General features: G+C 60.2%; 13 protein-coding genes. 9 read left to right on the top strand and 4 right to left on the bottom strand.

The window, feature by feature from the left end; translation table 11 throughout:
* Positions 1-89 precede the first annotated feature (89 nt).
* From ACUSIJ_RS18070 to ACUSIJ_RS18045, 6 genes are read left to right on the top strand one after another with little or no spacing between them, the layout of a single operon-like run.
* Positions 90-1,529 carry a DNA cytosine methyltransferase gene (locus ACUSIJ_RS18070; RefSeq protein ID WP_449309814.1) on the top strand — a complete coding sequence of 480 codons (1,440 nt, stop codon included), beginning with the start codon at positions 90-92 and terminating at the stop codon, positions 1,527-1,529.
* Positions 1,529-1,948: a very short patch repair endonuclease gene (locus tag ACUSIJ_RS18065; RefSeq protein WP_449309813.1), complete on the top strand. Its 420-nt coding sequence runs from the start codon at positions 1,529-1,531 to the stop codon at positions 1,946-1,948. Before ACUSIJ_RS18070 ends, ACUSIJ_RS18065 begins: the two co-directional genes overlap by 1 nt.
* Positions 1,948-3,426, top strand: a complete 1,479-nt coding sequence (locus tag ACUSIJ_RS18060) for an ATP-binding protein (RefSeq protein ID WP_449309812.1) — start codon at positions 1,948-1,950, stop codon at positions 3,424-3,426. The genes ACUSIJ_RS18065 and ACUSIJ_RS18060 overlap by 1 nt, the downstream gene beginning before the upstream one ends.
* Positions 3,423-6,083: a Z1 domain-containing protein gene (locus ACUSIJ_RS18055; RefSeq protein WP_449309811.1), complete on the top strand. Its 2,661-nt coding sequence runs from the start codon at positions 3,423-3,425 to the stop codon at positions 6,081-6,083. The genes ACUSIJ_RS18060 and ACUSIJ_RS18055 overlap by 4 nt, the downstream gene beginning before the upstream one ends.
* A complete protein-coding gene (locus ACUSIJ_RS18050) occupies positions 6,076-7,041 on the top strand; it encodes a PD-(D/E)XK motif protein (protein WP_449309810.1) in 966 nt (321 codons plus the stop codon). Before ACUSIJ_RS18055 ends, ACUSIJ_RS18050 begins: the two co-directional genes overlap by 8 nt.
* Entirely contained in the window at positions 7,041-9,095 is a 2,055-nt protein-coding gene (locus ACUSIJ_RS18045) for an AIPR family protein (protein ID WP_449309809.1), read from the top strand. Before ACUSIJ_RS18050 ends, ACUSIJ_RS18045 begins: the two co-directional genes overlap by 1 nt.
* Before the next feature lie 542 nt (positions 9,096-9,637).
* Here the strand turns inward: ACUSIJ_RS18045 and ACUSIJ_RS18040 are convergent.
* Complete coding sequence (locus tag ACUSIJ_RS18040) at positions 9,638-10,093, bottom strand: helix-turn-helix transcriptional regulator (RefSeq protein ID WP_449309808.1); 456 nt, start codon at positions 10,091-10,093, stop codon at positions 9,638-9,640.
* A gap of 106 nt (positions 10,094-10,199) precedes the next feature.
* Positions 10,200-10,439 carry a hypothetical protein gene (locus ACUSIJ_RS18035; RefSeq protein ID WP_449309807.1) on the bottom strand — a complete coding sequence of 80 codons (240 nt, stop codon included), beginning with the start codon at positions 10,437-10,439 and terminating at the stop codon, positions 10,200-10,202.
* Between the two features lie 176 nt (positions 10,440-10,615).
* Between ACUSIJ_RS18035 and ACUSIJ_RS18030 the strand changes: the two genes are divergently transcribed.
* On the top strand, positions 10,616-10,834 hold the full coding sequence (locus tag ACUSIJ_RS18030; RefSeq protein ID WP_449309806.1) for a hypothetical protein: 219 nt from the start codon (positions 10,616-10,618) through the stop codon (positions 10,832-10,834).
* A 53-nt stretch (positions 10,835-10,887) separates the two neighbouring features.
* On the opposite strand, the gene ACUSIJ_RS18025 is transcribed toward ACUSIJ_RS18030, so the two are convergent.
* Positions 10,888-12,498 (bottom strand): ABC transporter substrate-binding protein, encoded by a 1,611-nt coding sequence (locus ACUSIJ_RS18025; RefSeq protein WP_449309805.1) that lies wholly within the window; start codon positions 12,496-12,498, stop codon positions 10,888-10,890.
* A gap of 222 nt (positions 12,499-12,720) precedes the next feature.
* Here ACUSIJ_RS18025 and ACUSIJ_RS18020 point away from each other — a divergent pair, with 222 nt between their 5' ends.
* Together ACUSIJ_RS18020 and ACUSIJ_RS18015 are read left to right on the top strand one after the other, a co-directional pair.
* Positions 12,721-12,954 (top strand): hypothetical protein, encoded by a 234-nt coding sequence (locus tag ACUSIJ_RS18020; protein ID WP_449309804.1) that lies wholly within the window; start codon positions 12,721-12,723, stop codon positions 12,952-12,954.
* Positions 12,955-13,195: 241 nt separating this feature from the next.
* On the top strand, positions 13,196-14,401 hold the full coding sequence (locus tag ACUSIJ_RS18015) for a TauD/TfdA family dioxygenase (RefSeq protein ID WP_449309803.1): 1,206 nt from the start codon (positions 13,196-13,198) through the stop codon (positions 14,399-14,401).
* A 382-nt stretch (positions 14,402-14,783) separates the two neighbouring features.
* On the opposite strand, the gene ACUSIJ_RS18010 is transcribed toward ACUSIJ_RS18015, so the two are convergent.
* On the bottom strand, positions 14,784-16,169 hold the full coding sequence (locus ACUSIJ_RS18010) for an LLM class flavin-dependent oxidoreductase (RefSeq protein WP_449309802.1): 1,386 nt from the start codon (positions 16,167-16,169) through the stop codon (positions 14,784-14,786).
* Positions 16,170-16,190 lie beyond the last annotated feature (21 nt).

Here is a 16,190-nt window from a genome sequence, read left to right as displayed (position 1 = left end):
CAGTGGTTGATCTTTTTGCAGGCCCAGGTGGGCTCGGCGAGGGATTCGCATCAGCACTCGACCGGCGTGATAGGCCCCGCTTCCGAAGCATGGTTTCGATCGAGCGTGACACGTTTTCGCATCAGACGCTGATGTTGAGGCACTTCTTCCGACATTTTCCTGCTGGTGAAGTTCCGGACGACTACTACGACTTTCTCGCCGGTCATATCACCCAATCTGAGTTGTATGCTCGGCATCCGGCCGCGCATGCCCATGCTGCGCAAAGTGCACTGCGGGTCTCTCTGGGAGCCGACACACACGCCGAAGTCCGCCGGATCATTGGTGACCGTTTGGCGGGGAATGAGCAATGGGTGCTCGTCGGCGGTCCTCCATGCCAGGCATATTCGCTTGTCGGTCGATCCCGGATGAAAGGCGATCCTGATTTCATGAAGGATGAGAAGCACACTCTCTACCTCGAATATCTCAGAATCATCGCCGATCATCGGCCGCCGATCTTCGTCATGGAGAACGTGAAGGGACTGCTCTCGGCCACCATTGAAGGCAAATCTGCTATCAACCGGATCGTCCGCGACTTGCAGCGGCCGTCGACCGCCATCGCCGACGCGCCGGTCGACCTTGCCTACCGGCTTTATTCTCTCACCGAGGAGGAGATGGCCGAGGGCGAGGTCGATCCCCGGCTGTTCCTTGTGCGCGCGGAGGATCACGGAATTCCCCAGGCACGGCACCGGATGTTCATCGTCGGCATCCGTAGCGACCTGAAGGTCCGGCCCTCCATTCTCAGGAAGATGGCCGCCCCGACCGTCCGTGACACGATCAGTTCCCTTCCTGCAATCCGAAGCGGCCTGTCGAAGGAGAAGGACAGCCGGGATGCTTGGCTGAGCGCCATCCGGCAGATATCCAGCATGAACGTCCGCGGACAGCTCAACGGCGCGGCCTATGCGGGACAAGTCGCACGGGAACTCAGGTTCGACAAACTCATAGAGATGCGTTCGCCGCGCTCCACTTCATCCACCCGCTACGTGATGCGGCGGCCGAACCATGACGTGCTGCGCAGCTTGTATGACGACCGCCTGACGGTCCTGACCTTGCACGAGGCACGCAGTCACATGGCATCCGACCTGCGCCGCTACCTCTACGCTGCTACGTTTGCGCAGGAGACCGGGCGTAGCCCCAAGCTCGCCGATTTCCCCTCCAACCTCCTCCCCGATCATCAGAATGTCGAGGAGGGCCGAAGCGGAAAGATGTTCTCTGACCGCTTCCGGGTCCAGCTTGCCGACCATGTGTCAACGACGGTCACGTCGCATATCTCGAAGGACGGCCATTATTTCATTCACTACGATCCAGTTCAGTGTCGAAGCTTGACCGTGCGCGAGGCCGCCCGCCTTCAGACCTTTCCCGACAACTATTTCTTCGCCGGTCCTCGCACCGAGCAGTATCACCAAGTTGGCAATGCCGTGCCCCCGAAGCTCGCCGAACAGATCGCTGAGATCGTTGCTGAGGTGCTCGACTCAATACGGGGTGGCCGATAATGGTGGACCTGCTCACCAGCGAGCGGCGGAGCTGGAATATGTCGCGGATCAAAGGGCGGAACACCCGCCCGGAGTTGCGGCTGCGATCGCTGCTGCACCGTGCAGGCTTCCGGTTCCGCCTTCATGCGAAGCAGCTCCCCGGTCGCCCTGATGTCGTCCTGCCGAAATACCGCACCGCTATCTTTGTTCACGGATGCTTCTGGCACCGACATCCCGGTTGCCGGAACACTACCACGCCATCGACTCGACGTGAGTTCTGGCAGGAGAAGTTCGACGGCAATGTCCGCCGCGATGCACGCAACCGTGCCGCGCTTGAAGCAACTGGCTGGACCGTCGTGACCGTCTGGGAGTGCGAGCTGAAGACCGACGCCGAAGGTGTTGTCCGCCGCCTCGCCGATAAACTGCGGGGCAACGGCTGATGGCAAGATCGCACCATCTGCCGCCCAGTGCCGCCAGTCTGACGGCTTCCCTCCGCGATCTTGGTTACTCGCTTGAAACCGCCGTTGCGGACCTGATCGACAACAGCATCTCGGCGGACGCGACGGATATTCAGATATTCTGCGACATGAGCCGTAGTGCGCCGGTGCTCATCATCGCCGACAACGGCTGCGGAATGAACGAGGAAGAGGTAATCGCGGCGATGCGCCACGGTGCCACCGATCCGCGCAAAGAGCGAGGGCCGAAAGACCTCGGACGCTTCGGCCTCGGCCTCAAGACCGCCTCCTTCTCTCAGTGTCGTCGCCTGACAGTGGTCAGTGCCGTGAAGGGCCATCGCGCCGGCGCGGAATGGAGCCTCGCCCGGATCCAGGAAGACGACGACTGGTTCATCTCAGTTCTCGAGCCTGGCGAGATCGCGGAGCAGCCTTTTATCGAGACGCTCGGCGAGACCGGAACGCTGGTCATCTGGCGTGACCTCGACCGGCTGCTCGAGGAGGAGACCGGGCAGAAGCGCGACGAGATCGTCAACGAGAAGTTGGCGGTTGTCGAAAGGCATCTGTCGCTCGTCTTCCACCGCTTTCTCGCCGGCGAGGTAAAAGGTCGGCGGAAGCTGGCCATCCGCATCAACGGCCATCCGATCGCCGCCTTCGATCCCTTCTGCCGGAAGAACGAGGCGACCCAGATACTGCGGGAAGAGAAGGTCTGGATAGGCGACGTGCCGATCGTGATGCAGCCCTACATCCTGCCTCACCACAGCCGGCTCTCCGCTTCCGAATACGACTATTATCAGGATCGCAGCGACTTCATCTCCAACCAAGGTGCCTACGTCTATCGCAACGGCCGCCTCATGGCTTGGGGCGACTGGTTCCGGCTGGTGCCCAAGGGGGAGGCGACAAAGCTGGCGCGAGTCCAGATCGATTTTCCGAACAGTCTCGATGAAGCCTGGACCATCGATATCAAGAAGTCACGCGCCCGGCCGCCGCATGCCGTGCGCGAGCGCCTGCGGCAGATCATAAGCCAGATCACCGCTCGCAGCGTCACCGTCCATCGCGGTCGCGGCCAGAAGCTGTTTCAGGAGAGCCAGGCACCGCTCTGGGAACGCTATGCGGATCATGATGGTATCCGGTTCGCGATCAACACGGAGCACCCGCTCATCGCTTCTCTCTGTGCCAGGCTGGCGTCCGACGATGCCGCCTCGCTGGGCGTGCTGCTCGATTCCATCGCCGCTACGCTACCAGTCGAGATGATCTATTCTGACTACTCGACGCATCCGCGTGAGGTGAGCCAAGCGGCCACGGACAAGGACCAGACGCTGGATCGGCTGAAAAGCCTCAAGCAGGTGCTCTACGGCGACGGACCGGGTGACCCGCAGGCATTCCTCCAGATCGTGCGATCGACGCGTCTCTTCGACGGGCAAATCGAGACAGCCGAGAAATTTATAGCAGAGACTTTCGCATGACCGGCACAATCATCACCGAAGAACGCAACATCGCCAACGCGCTGATCTCGGGTCTCGCCAACTTGACCGAGACACCGACGCGCGAGCAGGTGGAGGAGAAGGCGAAGCAGATCGCCGCCATCTTCGGCTACACGGGCGACCTCCGCAACATCATCACCGAGGCGATGATCTCGGTCGACACGCGCATGGGTGCGGGCGTCTCGCTCGTCGACGTTGCCGCGAAGCATGACGACCAGTGGGTCCGCAAGCGTGAGGACATCACCTGGACTTATGGTAACGCCTATGAGAACTTCCTGCTGAAGGACGGCTGGCCGCCCCGGATGGTCCAGTCGCTGAGCGACGTGACCAGCCGCATCCTGGGGCATCTCCAAGACCCCCATAGCGAGGGGACGACGTGGAACCGTCGCGGCTTGGTCATCGGTCATGTCCAGTCAGGCAAGACCGCCAACTACACGGGCCTGATCGCCCGCGCGGCCGACGCCGGCTACAAGTTCATCATCGTTATCGCAGGTATTCACAACAATCTGCGCAAGCAGACCCAGGAGCGCATCGACGAAGCCTTCATCGGGCGGTCCAGCGATCCGGAGGACCGACGCTCCATCGGTGTCGGGCTCGATCCCGGCTATCCTCATCCGGCGACACTCACTAACATTAACGAGGACTTCAACAAGAATACCGCAGCAAAGAGCGGCTGGAAGATCAACGATTTCTCCAAGCCTATCATCCTCATCATCAAGAAGAACGTCACTACCCTGACGGCGCTGCACAAATGGCTGAAGGCGCTGAACGCCGAGGGCGATGGCCGGATTTCCGACGTGCCAATGCTGCTCATCGACGACGAGGCCGACAACGCCTCGATCAACACCAACAAGGAGGATCTCGACCCCACCCGGACCAACGCCATGATCCGGCGTGTTCTGGGGCTGTTCGCAAAATCCTGCTACGTCGGCTACACGGCGACGCCGTTCGCTAACATCTTCATCAACCCCGACGCTTATGACGATGATGTGCGAGAGGAGCTGTTCCCGCGCGACTTTATCTACTGTCTCGATGCGCCGACGACCTATTTCGGCGCGGAGAAGGTATTCCTTGACGACGAGACCAGCCAGTCGATCGTGAAGCCGATCGACGACTGCGAGGACTTCCTTCCCTACAGGCATAAGCGCGACGACCCCGTTCCAGAGCTGCCGCCCAGCCTCTACCGCGCGCTGGACGAATTCATCGTTGCACGCGCCATCCGAAACCTGCGAGGGCAGACCGGCAAGCACTGCTCGATGATGATCAACGTATCGCGTTTTGTGCCGGTGCAGCAGGCCGTGCGCGACTTCCTCAGTCTTCGCGAAAAGAAGATGAGCGAGGCGGTCCGCGCGAACTATCTAATGCCGGAATCCGTTTCTTCGACGAACGTCTACATGCAGCACCTGAAACAGGCGTTCGACGCCGAATATGCTGATGCGGGCTTCACCTGGCCCGAGGTCAAGGCGGCGCTCAACGGCGTGTTCGACCACCTCCACCTCTACGTCATCAACAGCAAGAGCGACGAGGTGCTCGACTACACCCGTTACGAGAAGGAGGGCGTCGGCCTCACCGCCATCGCCGTCGGCGGTCTCAGCCTGTCGCGCGGCCTGACCATCGAGGGCCTGACCGTCAGCTACATGTATCGCAACACCAAAATGTACGACACGCTGATGCAGATGGGCCGCTGGTTCGGCTACCGGCCGGGCTTCGAGGATATCTGCCGCGTCCATCTCTCGCGCGACTCTATCAACTGGTATTCCCATATCGCGGAGGCTGCCGAGGAACTCACCCAGCAGGTCAAGCGGATGCGGCGCGACGGGCTGAGCCCGAAGGATTTCGGCCTGTATGTCCGCTCGCACCCTGACAGCCTACTGATCACCGCCACCAACAAGATGCGGTCGGGCCAGGAGGTCACAGTCGAACAGAGCTTCAGCGGGCGGCTGCGGGAGAGCTACGTCGTCTCGACCGATCCGGAGGTGAACGTGCGGAACTTCGAGCTTATCGCCGAGCAGTGGCGTAGCGGCTTCGGAGGGCGGCCAGGTGAAGACACCGGGAAGGGCTTGATCTTCCGCGACGTCCCGATCGCGGCGGTCGAGGATTTCCTGACCCGGTTCGAGACCCACTCGACCTTCGCCGGCATTAAATCGGACGTGGTCAACTATCTCGAACGGATCGCGGAAAAGCGCCCGCTCGCCGACGTCCTGCTCATCTCCCCCGGAGGCGCACCGGGCGATGGCGGACCGTTCACGCTGAGAAGCCAGGTGCGTGTCGTCGGCAAGGATCAGCCGAACGGAACCGCGTGGCGCCTGAACAAGGATCGTGTCGCCTCCCGCGGCGACGAGAAGCTCGGGCTCGATGACGCGCAGCGGAAGGAGGCCGAGGCACTGGCCGGCGGCGAAGATGGAACCGGAGCGGTGTCCGATACCCACTACCGGATGGTCCGGAACAGGCCGCTCCTCATGATCCACAGCCTCGAACCCAGGGACGGGGCCGTGGCAGGACCAATCGCCGCTTTCGGCGTCAGCTTTCCCTATGGAGACTATTCGACCACCATCAACGTGGTCGTGAACAAGGTCTGGCTCCAGCAGATGCAGGGTTATGGCGACGATCCGGACGAGGAGGAGGACTACGATGTCTGAGTCCTCGCCGTGGGATGAGATCGCGGTCCCCGGTGCGGACTTCAACGTCCGTCAGCCTCCCGGCGAAACCACCGTGCCCTGCTTCTGGGGACGCGACACGACCGGCTCCTGCCTGTTCATTGCGGAGCTTCATGGCGATCACACCGACCAGTTCCGGAAGAATGTGGTTACGGTGCATGGTATTGACGTCGATCTTCGCGGGGGCGAGCCGGGACAGCAGCGATTTGTCCTCACTCTCGAAAAGCAGGTCGATCGCGACCTTTTCGAGGGCCTTTGTCGGACGCTCGCCTCTGCGCTGGAGCGCGCTACCGATTCCGCCAGCTCGCTCGCCGTCGCACTGGCGCACATCCGGCGCTGGAAGACCTTCCTGTCCGGTCGCAGCCAGCATCTGTCAACCGAGGAAGTCCGTGGCCTCTTCGCTGAACTGACCTTCCTGCTGGAGATGATCGACCGACAGCCATCATCCGCTGTCGCGGTGGAAGCCTGGCTCGGCCCGGAGAAATCCCATCAGGATTTCATCTTCGGCAACACGGCGGTGGAGATCAAATCGCTGTCCGGCACCGAGCGAAGCACGGTGCGCATTTCGTCAGAGGATCAGCTTGAGTCCCTGAACGACGCGCTGTTTCTGCGCATCTACCGATTGAGCAGCCTGCCGGATGCGGCAGGCTCCCAGTCGCTCAACGAGATCGTCGCCGCAGTGCAGGGACGACTCGGCGAAGCGGAGGCCGTCGAAGCTTTCGACCGCAAGCTGGTAGCACACGGCTATGCACCGCTTCCCGACTACGACGCGCCGCTCTTTGTCGTCAGCGATGTGCACAGTTATCGCGTCGGCGACGGGTTTCCGCGCCTTATGCGGTCGCAATTGCCGACAGGCATCGACAGAGTTGCCTACGATATCCGGCTGGAAACCATTGCGCCCTATGAATGCGATAATACGAGAGTATTCGGGGGTAACTGATGGAGCAGACCGTAGAGGAGTTCTTTCACGACTTTCGGCAAGAGACGCTGGCCGATGCCGAGGCGAACAGCACTTATCAGCTTGAAGCCTTCATGGAGGCAGTCTCCACTGAGCTGATCGAGACCGGCTTCATCGAAGGTTTCGAGCACTGCCATTACCGCGCGCCGCGCGGCATGCGGGTTGACGGCTACTGGTTCAACGACGAGGGCGCACTCGACATCTTTGTCGCCGACTTCGATTGCCGGCGCGAGCTGGAGACGCTCACGCGCACGGATGTGGACGCCACATTCAAGCGCGTCGTTAATTTTTTCGAGGCGAGCCTTCAAGGGACGTTGGAGCCCGATGTCACCACCCCCGAATACGGGCTGGTCCGGCAGATTGCCGACCGGCGGGCGATGCTGCGCCAGGTCAATTTCTATCTGACCTCCGAGCGTGTGTTGAGCGACCGCTTCCAGACGTTTCCCGACGGTGAGGTCGGCGTCATCCGTGCCACCTATCACATCTGGGACATGGCTCGCTTCCAGCGCCAGCGCAGTTCGCGCGGACACAAGGAGCCGCTCGACATCGATTTCGTCGAAATGTTCGGGGATGGCATCAACTGCCTGCCTGCCAATCTCGGCTCGGATTCCTATCAGTCCTACCTGATCGTTATGCCCGCCCCGATTCTGGCCGCGCTCTATGACCGCTACAGCGCACGCCTGCTGGAGCAGAACGTGCGGACCTTCCTCCAGGCCCGCGCACAGGTAAACAAGGGTATCCGCGCGACCATCATGAACGAGCCGCAGATGTTCTTCGCCTACAACAACGGCATCACCGCGACGGCGCAGGAGGTCGAGACCCGGATGACCGATAGCGGCCTCCAGATCATCCGCATGACCGATCTCCAGATCGTCAACGGCGGCCAGACGACCGCTTCGCTTTTCCATACTCAGCGCCGCGACAAGGCGGACCTGTCGGGCATCTTCGTCCAGATGAAGCTGTCGGTGATCGACAGCGAGCAGAGCGAAATGGTCGTCCCGCGCATCTCCGAATATGCCAATACCCAGAATAGGGTGAACGCGGCCGACTTTTTCTCCAATCACCCGTTTCACGTCCGTATGGCTGAGTTCTCGCGCCGCATCTGGGCTCCCGCCCAGCAGGGTGCACAGCGCGAAACGAAGTGGTTCTACGAGCGTGCACGCGGCCAGTACGTGGACGCACAGTCGAAGCTCACCGCCGCCGAGCAGAAGCGGTTCCGGACGGAATATCCCAAGACGCAGATGTTCACGAAAACCGACCTCGCTAAGTTCGAGAACGTCTTCGATGATCACCCACGTTGGGTAAACCTCGGCAGCCAGAAAAACTTCGCACGCTACGCGCTGCGGGTCGGCAAGGAATGGGAGAAATCGTCCGACAGCTTCAACGAGTTCTATTTCAAGCGCGCCATCGCCCGCGGTATCCTGTTCCGTGCGATCGAGAAGCTAGTTTCGGTGCAGTCTTGGTATAACGGAGGCTATCGGGCCAACATAGTGGCCTACACGCTCTCCATGCTCGGCGAGGTTACCAAGCGCCGGAAAACGACCGTCGATTATCAGCGTATCTGGTCAGCCCAAGCGATCGACGACGTGCTATCAGAGGCGGTGGTCACGATCGCGACGGCCGTGAACGAGGACATCACTCGACCTCCACAGGGCATCTCCAACATCTCCGAGTGGTGTAAGCGAGAGGGGTGCTGGACGCGCCTGCTCGACCAAGTCGATCACATCACTGAGTTGCTGCCGGAGGCGTTCTGGAGCGATCTCGCCTCGGTCGAGGATAATCGGCACGAGGCGAAGACGGCCCGACAGACACAAAAGATCGACAACGGGATCGAGGTTCAACGGCAGGTCTTCGAGGTGCCGCCGGCACAGTGGTCGGCAATCCTCCGCGAAGGTTCTAGCCGCCGGCTGCTCACACCAAAGGAAGTGGGCATCCTCCAGATCGCTGCGCAAATGCCCGCGAAGATTCCTACCGAGCGGCAGAGCGTGATTTTGATCGAGATTCTGAACAAGGCGCATCAAGAAGGATTCATCTAAGGAGCTGCTAGGATGTGCCGGGCGCTGCTGTTTATGTTCGATCGCATGAGCCATTATCGTAGGGCTATAGCGTAAACGTAGTGATCATCACTATCGGTCGCGGCCCGCCAAATCTGACGCTAAGCTATTGGAATTACTGAGAAATTAGACTCAGTGATTTTGACGCCCGCCAAGAATCCTCCATAAAATTCCGCGAGAGATATCTACACGGTACGACAGGATGACGCAAACAAGCGGAAATGGTTCTGGCGCATTGTGGCCATCCTTTTGGGCGGTCTGTTCACTGGCCTGTCGCGCGTTCCTTCCGCCGTGTTCGGCATGAGCGGATGGGAGCGTTTTGCCGCCAGCACCGCCATCTTGGGCGTTGGCATGCTGATAATCTGGCCGATCTTTCTCAAACATGTGGTGCCAAAGCGCCCGGACCGTGATGCATAGGCGCTTGCCGGAGCAGCAGCGGGCGCTGGCAGGCTTTGCGGTGCTCTGGCCGTAGGGGAGCAGACAGCCGATGACGCCCGCCCCTATCCCCGCAAATGCATCGCGCGTCAGCCCTCACCGCCGCCAGTTGATCGGACGTCGGGATGTATCGCGTCGCGAGGATGTCGGCGGATGAAGCGATGCCGAGATGCTCCGCGACGTTCCTCCGCAATGCTGATTTTCTGATAGACGCCAGCCTGCAGCGGGCATGGTTGCCCCAAACCCGGCGCACCAGCGATGCCGCCGTGGACGCGCTCGCCTGTCCGATAGAGCGCGTAGACGCCCACCGCCGTGGGAACGTCCGCCCTGTGTGTGAGCGCGGCGAACGACAGGCGCGGCCGCGCGTCCATGTGCGCCCACGTCGCCCCATCATCATAGGCGGATTGGAGGGCAAGCCGGAAATCGGTGCTGTTCCCGAAATAGCGAGCAAGCCGTGTCGCCACGTCCGGGATCATCGGATCGCGCCCGGAGATGATCGCGGCGACGGTGGCGAGCGGCAGGTGAAGGGCGGCGACAGGTCGCACGCTTCGAGCTCATATTGAAGCGTGACACCCGGATGGATGTTCCACGCCAGTGCGTTGACTTCCTTCCGTTTGTCGCCAGTACTGCGCCACCACTGCTCATAGGTCTCTACGTTTTTGATTTTGTCGCTGCCGTCGTCGTTTTTCCTACTGAGATTGTCATCCAGTCCGGCAAGTACGCTTTCTTCCTATCTGCATCCGGCAGCACTTCGCCCTCTGCCGTATCGAGAACGTTTGCAGCCTTCGCGATCCAGACGTATCGCTCAAACATGTCTTCAAGCGACATGCCGTCGCTCTTGCCCCCGTAAACGCGTGTCATGGCGGGCCATTCGTTTTTCGGATTTGCCATCGTCGTTGCTCCATTCTATTTCGATGGCTCCCGATGATAGGCATAACGTTACCGAACACAAAAATAGTTCGTTTCAAACAATTCGTTTCTTTATTTGTAACCAATCGTCACTGCGAAAACAGAACGATTTCTGTGATAGTTCGGTTGTCATCAATCCTAATTAATTCGGGGTAAACATGTATAAATTTAGATCCACTGAACATATTCAGAATATATTCCGTGTTCATCGGGACCATAAGGTTGACGTTACGGCGGTTTATTCGGAAGAGATTTCGGATATCGAACCGGAACGCGCGATTGTTGCCGATGGCGTCACATACCTGCAACATGTCATCAATGTCGTCACGCTCATTACGTCGCTTCCGGTCAATGAAGCCCTTGATTTGGTGGCATGATGACTACGGTTCGGCCTCGGCAGAGATCGGCCGAGGCCCCCCTTTCAAGCCGATCAATCTTCTTTTCGGCGAATGTTGTAATATGCGTTGACGTCGCCGGTCTGCAGAATGCCCTCGATATCGGCGCGGTGCGCGACGGTCGTCTTGACCTGCCCGACGGGGACGAAGAGACCGAAATCATAGGCGATCTTCTGCCACTCCTCGATTATCTTGCGCCTGTCCTCGATGCTGGGGGCGACCCCCAGTGAAAGGCGCAGCCGTTCGAGTTCCTCGTTGCAGGGCCAGCCCGCATAGGCCCCGTCACAGTTCGCGAAGGTGATGTTGCCCGTCAGCGGATTGACGCCGTTTCCGGGCGAATTATAGGTCGCGAAAATATTGTAGCCTCCTTCTTCAGGCGTGCTGCGCTTGCGGGTGGCGACCTGCATCGTCGCCAAATCCATGGAAACGAGCCGCGGATTCAGGCCGATGCTCCGCAACTTGTCCGCCAGGACCAGGGCCGTCGCCGTATATTCAGGCGCGTCCGTTGCCTGCAGGATGGTGATCGGCTTCGAGAAGTCCCAACCCGTTTCCCTGAACAGAGCCGCGGCCTTCTCCGGGTCATTCTCTGCCTGAAGCCTTTCCGCGCCGACATGGGTTTCCAGCGGACCACCGCAATACAGCAGGGCCGTGCAGGTCATGAAAGCCTCCGGATCTCCAACGGCCGCCATCATGTACTCGTTCTGGTCCGTCAGATACTGAAGCGCCACCCGTGCGCGGACGTCATCGAACGGCGGATGAAGAAAGTTCGGGCGCAGATTCATGAGACGGCCGAGCGGATTGACGACCGAGGTCGCCAGGTCCGGTGACGCCCTGACGACCGACAGCAGTTCCGGTGGAGGCGTCTCCCATATATCGATCTCGCCTTGTTGAAGCGCCGACAGGGCCGTGGCCGGATCCTTGATGAGATTCCATTCGACACGATCGAAATACCCGATCTTCGCGCCCGCAAGGCCGGATGGTTCTTCCTGGCGGGGCACATAGTCCTCATTCTTGACGAAGACGATCTTCACTCCGGGAACCCATTCGTCTTTGGCGAGCTTGTAAGGACCCGATCCGATCGCTTCGGTGATCGGCGTTGAGGCATCGGTCTCGGCGAAGCGTTTCGGCATCATGAACGCGCCTACATTGTTGCTTCTCGCGAGCGCGTCGATCACGAACGAGAATGGCTCCTTGAGCTTCAACTGGAAGGTCTTCTCATCAATGACCTCGATGCTTTCCGTTCGGGAGAGCAGGATACGGCCCATCCCGTCCTTGGAGCCCCAGCGGTTGATGGAGGCGACGCAATCCTCCGCCGTCACCGGCTGCCCATCATGCCATTTCTGTCCTTCGCGCAACGTGAACGTATAGGTCATGCGATCGTCGCTGACCGTATAGTTGTCCACCATCTGGGGTTGCGCCACGAATTGCTCGTCAAACGCGAAAAGCATGTCGTAGACCATGACCGCGTAGCTGGATCCCTGTGGGTTCGATGCGACGACGGGATCGAAGGCAACCAGGTCCTGCGTCGGAACAACGCGCAGAACACTTGGCGCCTCCGAGGTCTGCGCCTGTGCGCTCGTCATGGTGAATGCGGTCGCTAACGCCGACACTGCGAAGAGCAGATTTACAGCCAGTCTGGGTTTCATATCTCATTCCCCTCTTTATGTTCCAGGTTCGGTTGCAGATCCTGGGTTGGTTAGAGATCCTGCGCCTCCGCGAGCGGATCGCGTCCTCAAAAGGCATCTCGCCCGTGAGATGCCGGTACCCTCTTGCAAAAAAGATGAGTTGCGGTGGGGCCGGCCGCTGCCGCGTCGGGCGACGTCCCGCCGTGCCGAACCGTCCGCATCGTGCCGGCCGGAAGGCCCTTCATGGCCAGGTTCGCGCAGCGATCGGTCGCCGACGCCGCATCTGGCGAACCTTCTCCCGAAGCAGGAAAGTCAAGTGCCGTACCGACCATCAACGCCTCTTGGCAGAGCGCGGAAACGCGAATTCCGTCCCACCTTCTTGGCCTGCTCCTCGCCATCCACCTCAGGGTGTTCCGCCAGGTGGAAAGGCGCCGCATGGGCTGCGCTCTGAATGTAATTAACTATCTTGTTATTTAAGAACACATCCAGAATTAGTGTCAAGCCCCAGGCCGTGCAGGATAACCTGCAGCTCCGCCGGGCACCGCAAATCGGCATGGGGCGAGGTTTCCTGTCCCCTTTCCGTGCATAGAAAGTGGACTTGACTAAAAAAATGAACTTGACTAACTAGTTAAGCTCTGTCAATTTTTCTCGACGAGGGATATGGAAGACTGCCTACGCGGGACTGCATTCGATTCCGGATGGTCTCCGTCGGTTCGGAGTGTCGAGCTTCGATGGACGTCTTTGGAACAGCATTCTCTTTTCGGCAATTCTTTCTCGGCTCCTCGCGACCGGCATCGTCAGGATGCCCCAACTTCGTTACCCGGCTTGCCGAAACCTGGGCGATCCGGGTCTTTTTCATAACAATGGGAGACGTAAGATGATGAATGTGCGCTACGAGCCAATTTCCGAAGGTTCTGCCTGGCGGGGCGAGGCGATCGGCGGGAAAGAAGGGTTGGTCTATGCATTTTCCGATGCACAGATCGAGGTTCTCCATACACTTCTCGAGCGCACCAAGCCGCTTCCGATCGAAAGCATCGAGCGGGAGGCGTTCGATGATCCGCAGATCAATTCCTTCCTCGCCGACGTGGCGGAGGAACTGAACACGGGGAAGGGCGCGGTCGTTCTGCGCGGCCTCTCGCGGGAGCGCTATTCGGATGATGAGCTGACGCGCCTCGTCTGGGGAATTGGAACGCATCTTGGTATTGCCGGCGCGCAGAACAAGCAGGGCGACAAGATCGACCATGTGAGAGACATGGGAGACAACAATCCCCTCAAGCGGCGCCAATACGGTACGCAGGAACTCGTTTTCCACACGGACGGCATCAGCGGCCAGATGCTTGTGCTTCTCAGCCTTCGCAAAAGCAAATCCGGCGGGAAAAGCAAGCTCGTCAGCGCGCTTGCGATCCACAATGTGATCGCCGCGACGCGTCCGGATCTCCTCGATCAGCTCTATGAAGGCCACCCCTATGATCGCAAGGGAAAGCAGCCGGCGGGTCTGCCAGCCGTGTCGCCGTTCAAGGTTCCCGTCTTTAGCTGCATCGACGGCATCGTCAGCGTCTCCTACATCCGCGACTACATGGACAAGGCCGCCGAGATTTCCGGCATCCCGATGCCGGAGAAGTTCAAGGAAGCCGTCGATCTGTTCGACAAGCTTGCGAACGACGGGGGGATGGGCGTCGAGTTCATGCTGGAGCCAGGCGAGGTCATGATCGTGAACAACCGCGCCTGCCTTCATTCCCGGACCGAATTCGAGGACTATCCGGAACCGGATCGGAAGCGCCACCTCGTTCGATTGTGGCTCCGCGTTCCGCAAGGGCGTCCCTACAATCCCATGATGGATATGTTCTACGACAGCCCCTACAACAAGGATGGCGATCTGATGGAGCGCAAGAACGCCGAGCCAGCCGCTGCCCAGGCAGGCTGAAGCTCCGTATTCGGCCACGGCAGGCCATATTGCGCCGGACCGCGGCGGGCAGGCGAATCCCCGCCGCATCTTTCTTTTGGGCGCGGTTTCCTGGAAGGAATAGTCGGCTTCACCGGGACAACCACAGCCCGGCCTGATCGCGCATAGCGGCTCCCTCCTGATGGCCGGCCGCAATGCAATCGGCGCTCTCGGCAATCGGCGCTCTCGCCGGCTGCCGGGTGATATGCGCCTCCGGCTCCTCCACCATGCGATCCTCGAAGACCCTCTGGCGGTCGATCGCGTGCGCCGCGGACGATCTCGGCAGGCACAGAGCTGCGCATGGACGAGGGCGCAGCTCGGCAACATCCGGCGGATGCTTGCGATCCGCCGGATTACCAGCCGGTCAGGCCGACTTGAGCTGCGCCATCCTCGCCCGGGTCACCCGGCTGTGCAGCGGATCGAGAAACTGGTTCACCGGTCGCTTGAGGCCAAGATTCTCGCGCAGCGTTCCGCCGGCATATTCGGCCTGGAACAGGCCGCGCTCCTGCAGTTCCGGGATCAGCAGGTCGAGTATGTCATAGAGCCCCTGCGCGAAATAGGGCGCCTGCAGGCTGAAGCCGTCACAGGCGCCGGCTTCGAACCATTCGCCCATCATGTCGGCGATCTTGCCAGGCGTGCCCACAATGATGTTGTGGTTGGAGGTCGCGACGAACTTGCATAAATCACGCACCGTCATGTTGTCGCGGCGCGCACGGGCCAGAATGACTTGGAGCACGCTCTTGACCATGCCCGTTTCCATCTCAATTTCCGGCAGCGGCTCGTCGAGCGGGAAGTTTTCAACGCCCTTGATCTGGCCGCGCAGAATGTTCATCCCCGTCTGGAAGTGGATCAGGTCCTGCAACGCGTGGAACTTCTCCTGCGCCTCATCCTCCGTCCGACCGACGATCACATTGAGGCCGGGAAGGATCAGAAGCTCGTCTTCCGAACGGTCATATTTCGCCATCCGTCCCTTCAGGCCGCGATAGAACGCCTGCGCCTCCTCGAGCCTATACTGGACGGTGTAGACCACGTCTGCGGTTCTGGCCGCCAATTCCTGGCCCGGCTCCGACTGGCCCGCTTGCGCGATCAGCGGATATCCCTGGATAGGCCGCTCGATGTTGAGCGGGCCGCGCACGGAAAAATTCTCGCTCTTGTAGAAAAGGTTGTGGAGCTTGGCCGGATCGAAATAACGGCCCGTTGCCTTGTCCCGGATGAAGGCGCCGTCCTCCCATCCATCCCACAAGCCCATCACGATGTCGACGAATTCCTCGGCCCGCTTGTAGCGCAGGGCGTGCTCCAGATTAGTGGTGCGGTTGAAATTCTTGGCCTCATGTTCGCTCCACGTCGTCACCACGTTCCAGCCGGCGCGACCGCCCGACAGGTGGTCCAGCGAGGCATATTTACGGGCGATCGTATAAGGCTCGTTGTAGGTGGTCGAGGCAGTGGCTACCAGCCCGATATGATTGGTGACGGCCGCCACGGCCGACAGCAACGTCAGTGGCTCGAATTTGTCGACCTGCCCCGAATAGCTCAGCGCGTCATCGTCGGCCGCATCAATGCGCACTGCCGCGCCGTCGGCCAGGAATATGTAGTGGATCCGGGCCTTCTCCAGCGCCGCCGCCATATCCTTCCACACCGAGAACTGCGAGGTGCTCTCGACCCGCGCCAGCGGATGACGCCAGCCTGCCTTGTGACCTCCGTTGCCTGCCATGCTGAAGCCCAGCTTCAACTGCTTCCTCGTTTTTGCCATTTGCTGCCCCATTTTCGTCAT

Source organism: Pseudochelatococcus sp. B33 (genome assembly GCF_053570585.1).
The sequence above is the reverse complement of the archived record's forward strand: the minus strand, read 5'-3'. Positions and strand labels throughout refer to the sequence as shown.

What these genes read in the sequence shown, in the direction of transcription:
- ACUSIJ_RS18010 (WP_449309802.1), bottom strand. Translation starts at nt 16,169, where the DNA reads ATGGCAAAAACGAGGAAGCAGTTGAAGCTGGGCTTCAGCATGGCAGGC.
- ACUSIJ_RS18020 (WP_449309804.1), top strand. Translation starts at nt 12,721, where the DNA reads ATGGCCAGGTTCGCGCAGCGATCGGTCGCCGACGCCGCATCTGGCGAA.
- ACUSIJ_RS18065 (WP_449309813.1), top strand. Translation starts at nt 1,529, where the DNA reads ATGGTGGACCTGCTCACCAGCGAGCGGCGGAGCTGGAATATGTCGCGG.
- ACUSIJ_RS18055 (WP_449309811.1), top strand. Translation starts at nt 3,423, where the DNA reads ATGACCGGCACAATCATCACCGAAGAACGCAACATCGCCAACGCGCTG.
- ACUSIJ_RS18045 (WP_449309809.1), top strand. Translation starts at nt 7,041, where the DNA reads ATGGAGCAGACCGTAGAGGAGTTCTTTCACGACTTTCGGCAAGAGACG.
- ACUSIJ_RS18025 (WP_449309805.1), bottom strand. Translation starts at nt 12,498, where the DNA reads ATGAAACCCAGACTGGCTGTAAATCTGCTCTTCGCAGTGTCGGCGTTA.
- ACUSIJ_RS18060 (WP_449309812.1), top strand. Translation starts at nt 1,948, where the DNA reads ATGGCAAGATCGCACCATCTGCCGCCCAGTGCCGCCAGTCTGACGGCT.
- ACUSIJ_RS18050 (WP_449309810.1), top strand. Translation starts at nt 6,076, where the DNA reads ATGTCTGAGTCCTCGCCGTGGGATGAGATCGCGGTCCCCGGTGCGGAC.
- ACUSIJ_RS18070 (WP_449309814.1), top strand. Translation starts at nt 90, where the DNA reads ATGGTTTCGATCGAGCGTGACACGTTTTCGCATCAGACGCTGATGTTG.
- ACUSIJ_RS18035 (WP_449309807.1), bottom strand. Translation starts at nt 10,439, where the DNA reads ATGGCAAATCCGAAAAACGAATGGCCCGCCATGACACGCGTTTACGGG.
- ACUSIJ_RS18030 (WP_449309806.1), top strand. Translation starts at nt 10,616, where the DNA reads ATGTATAAATTTAGATCCACTGAACATATTCAGAATATATTCCGTGTT.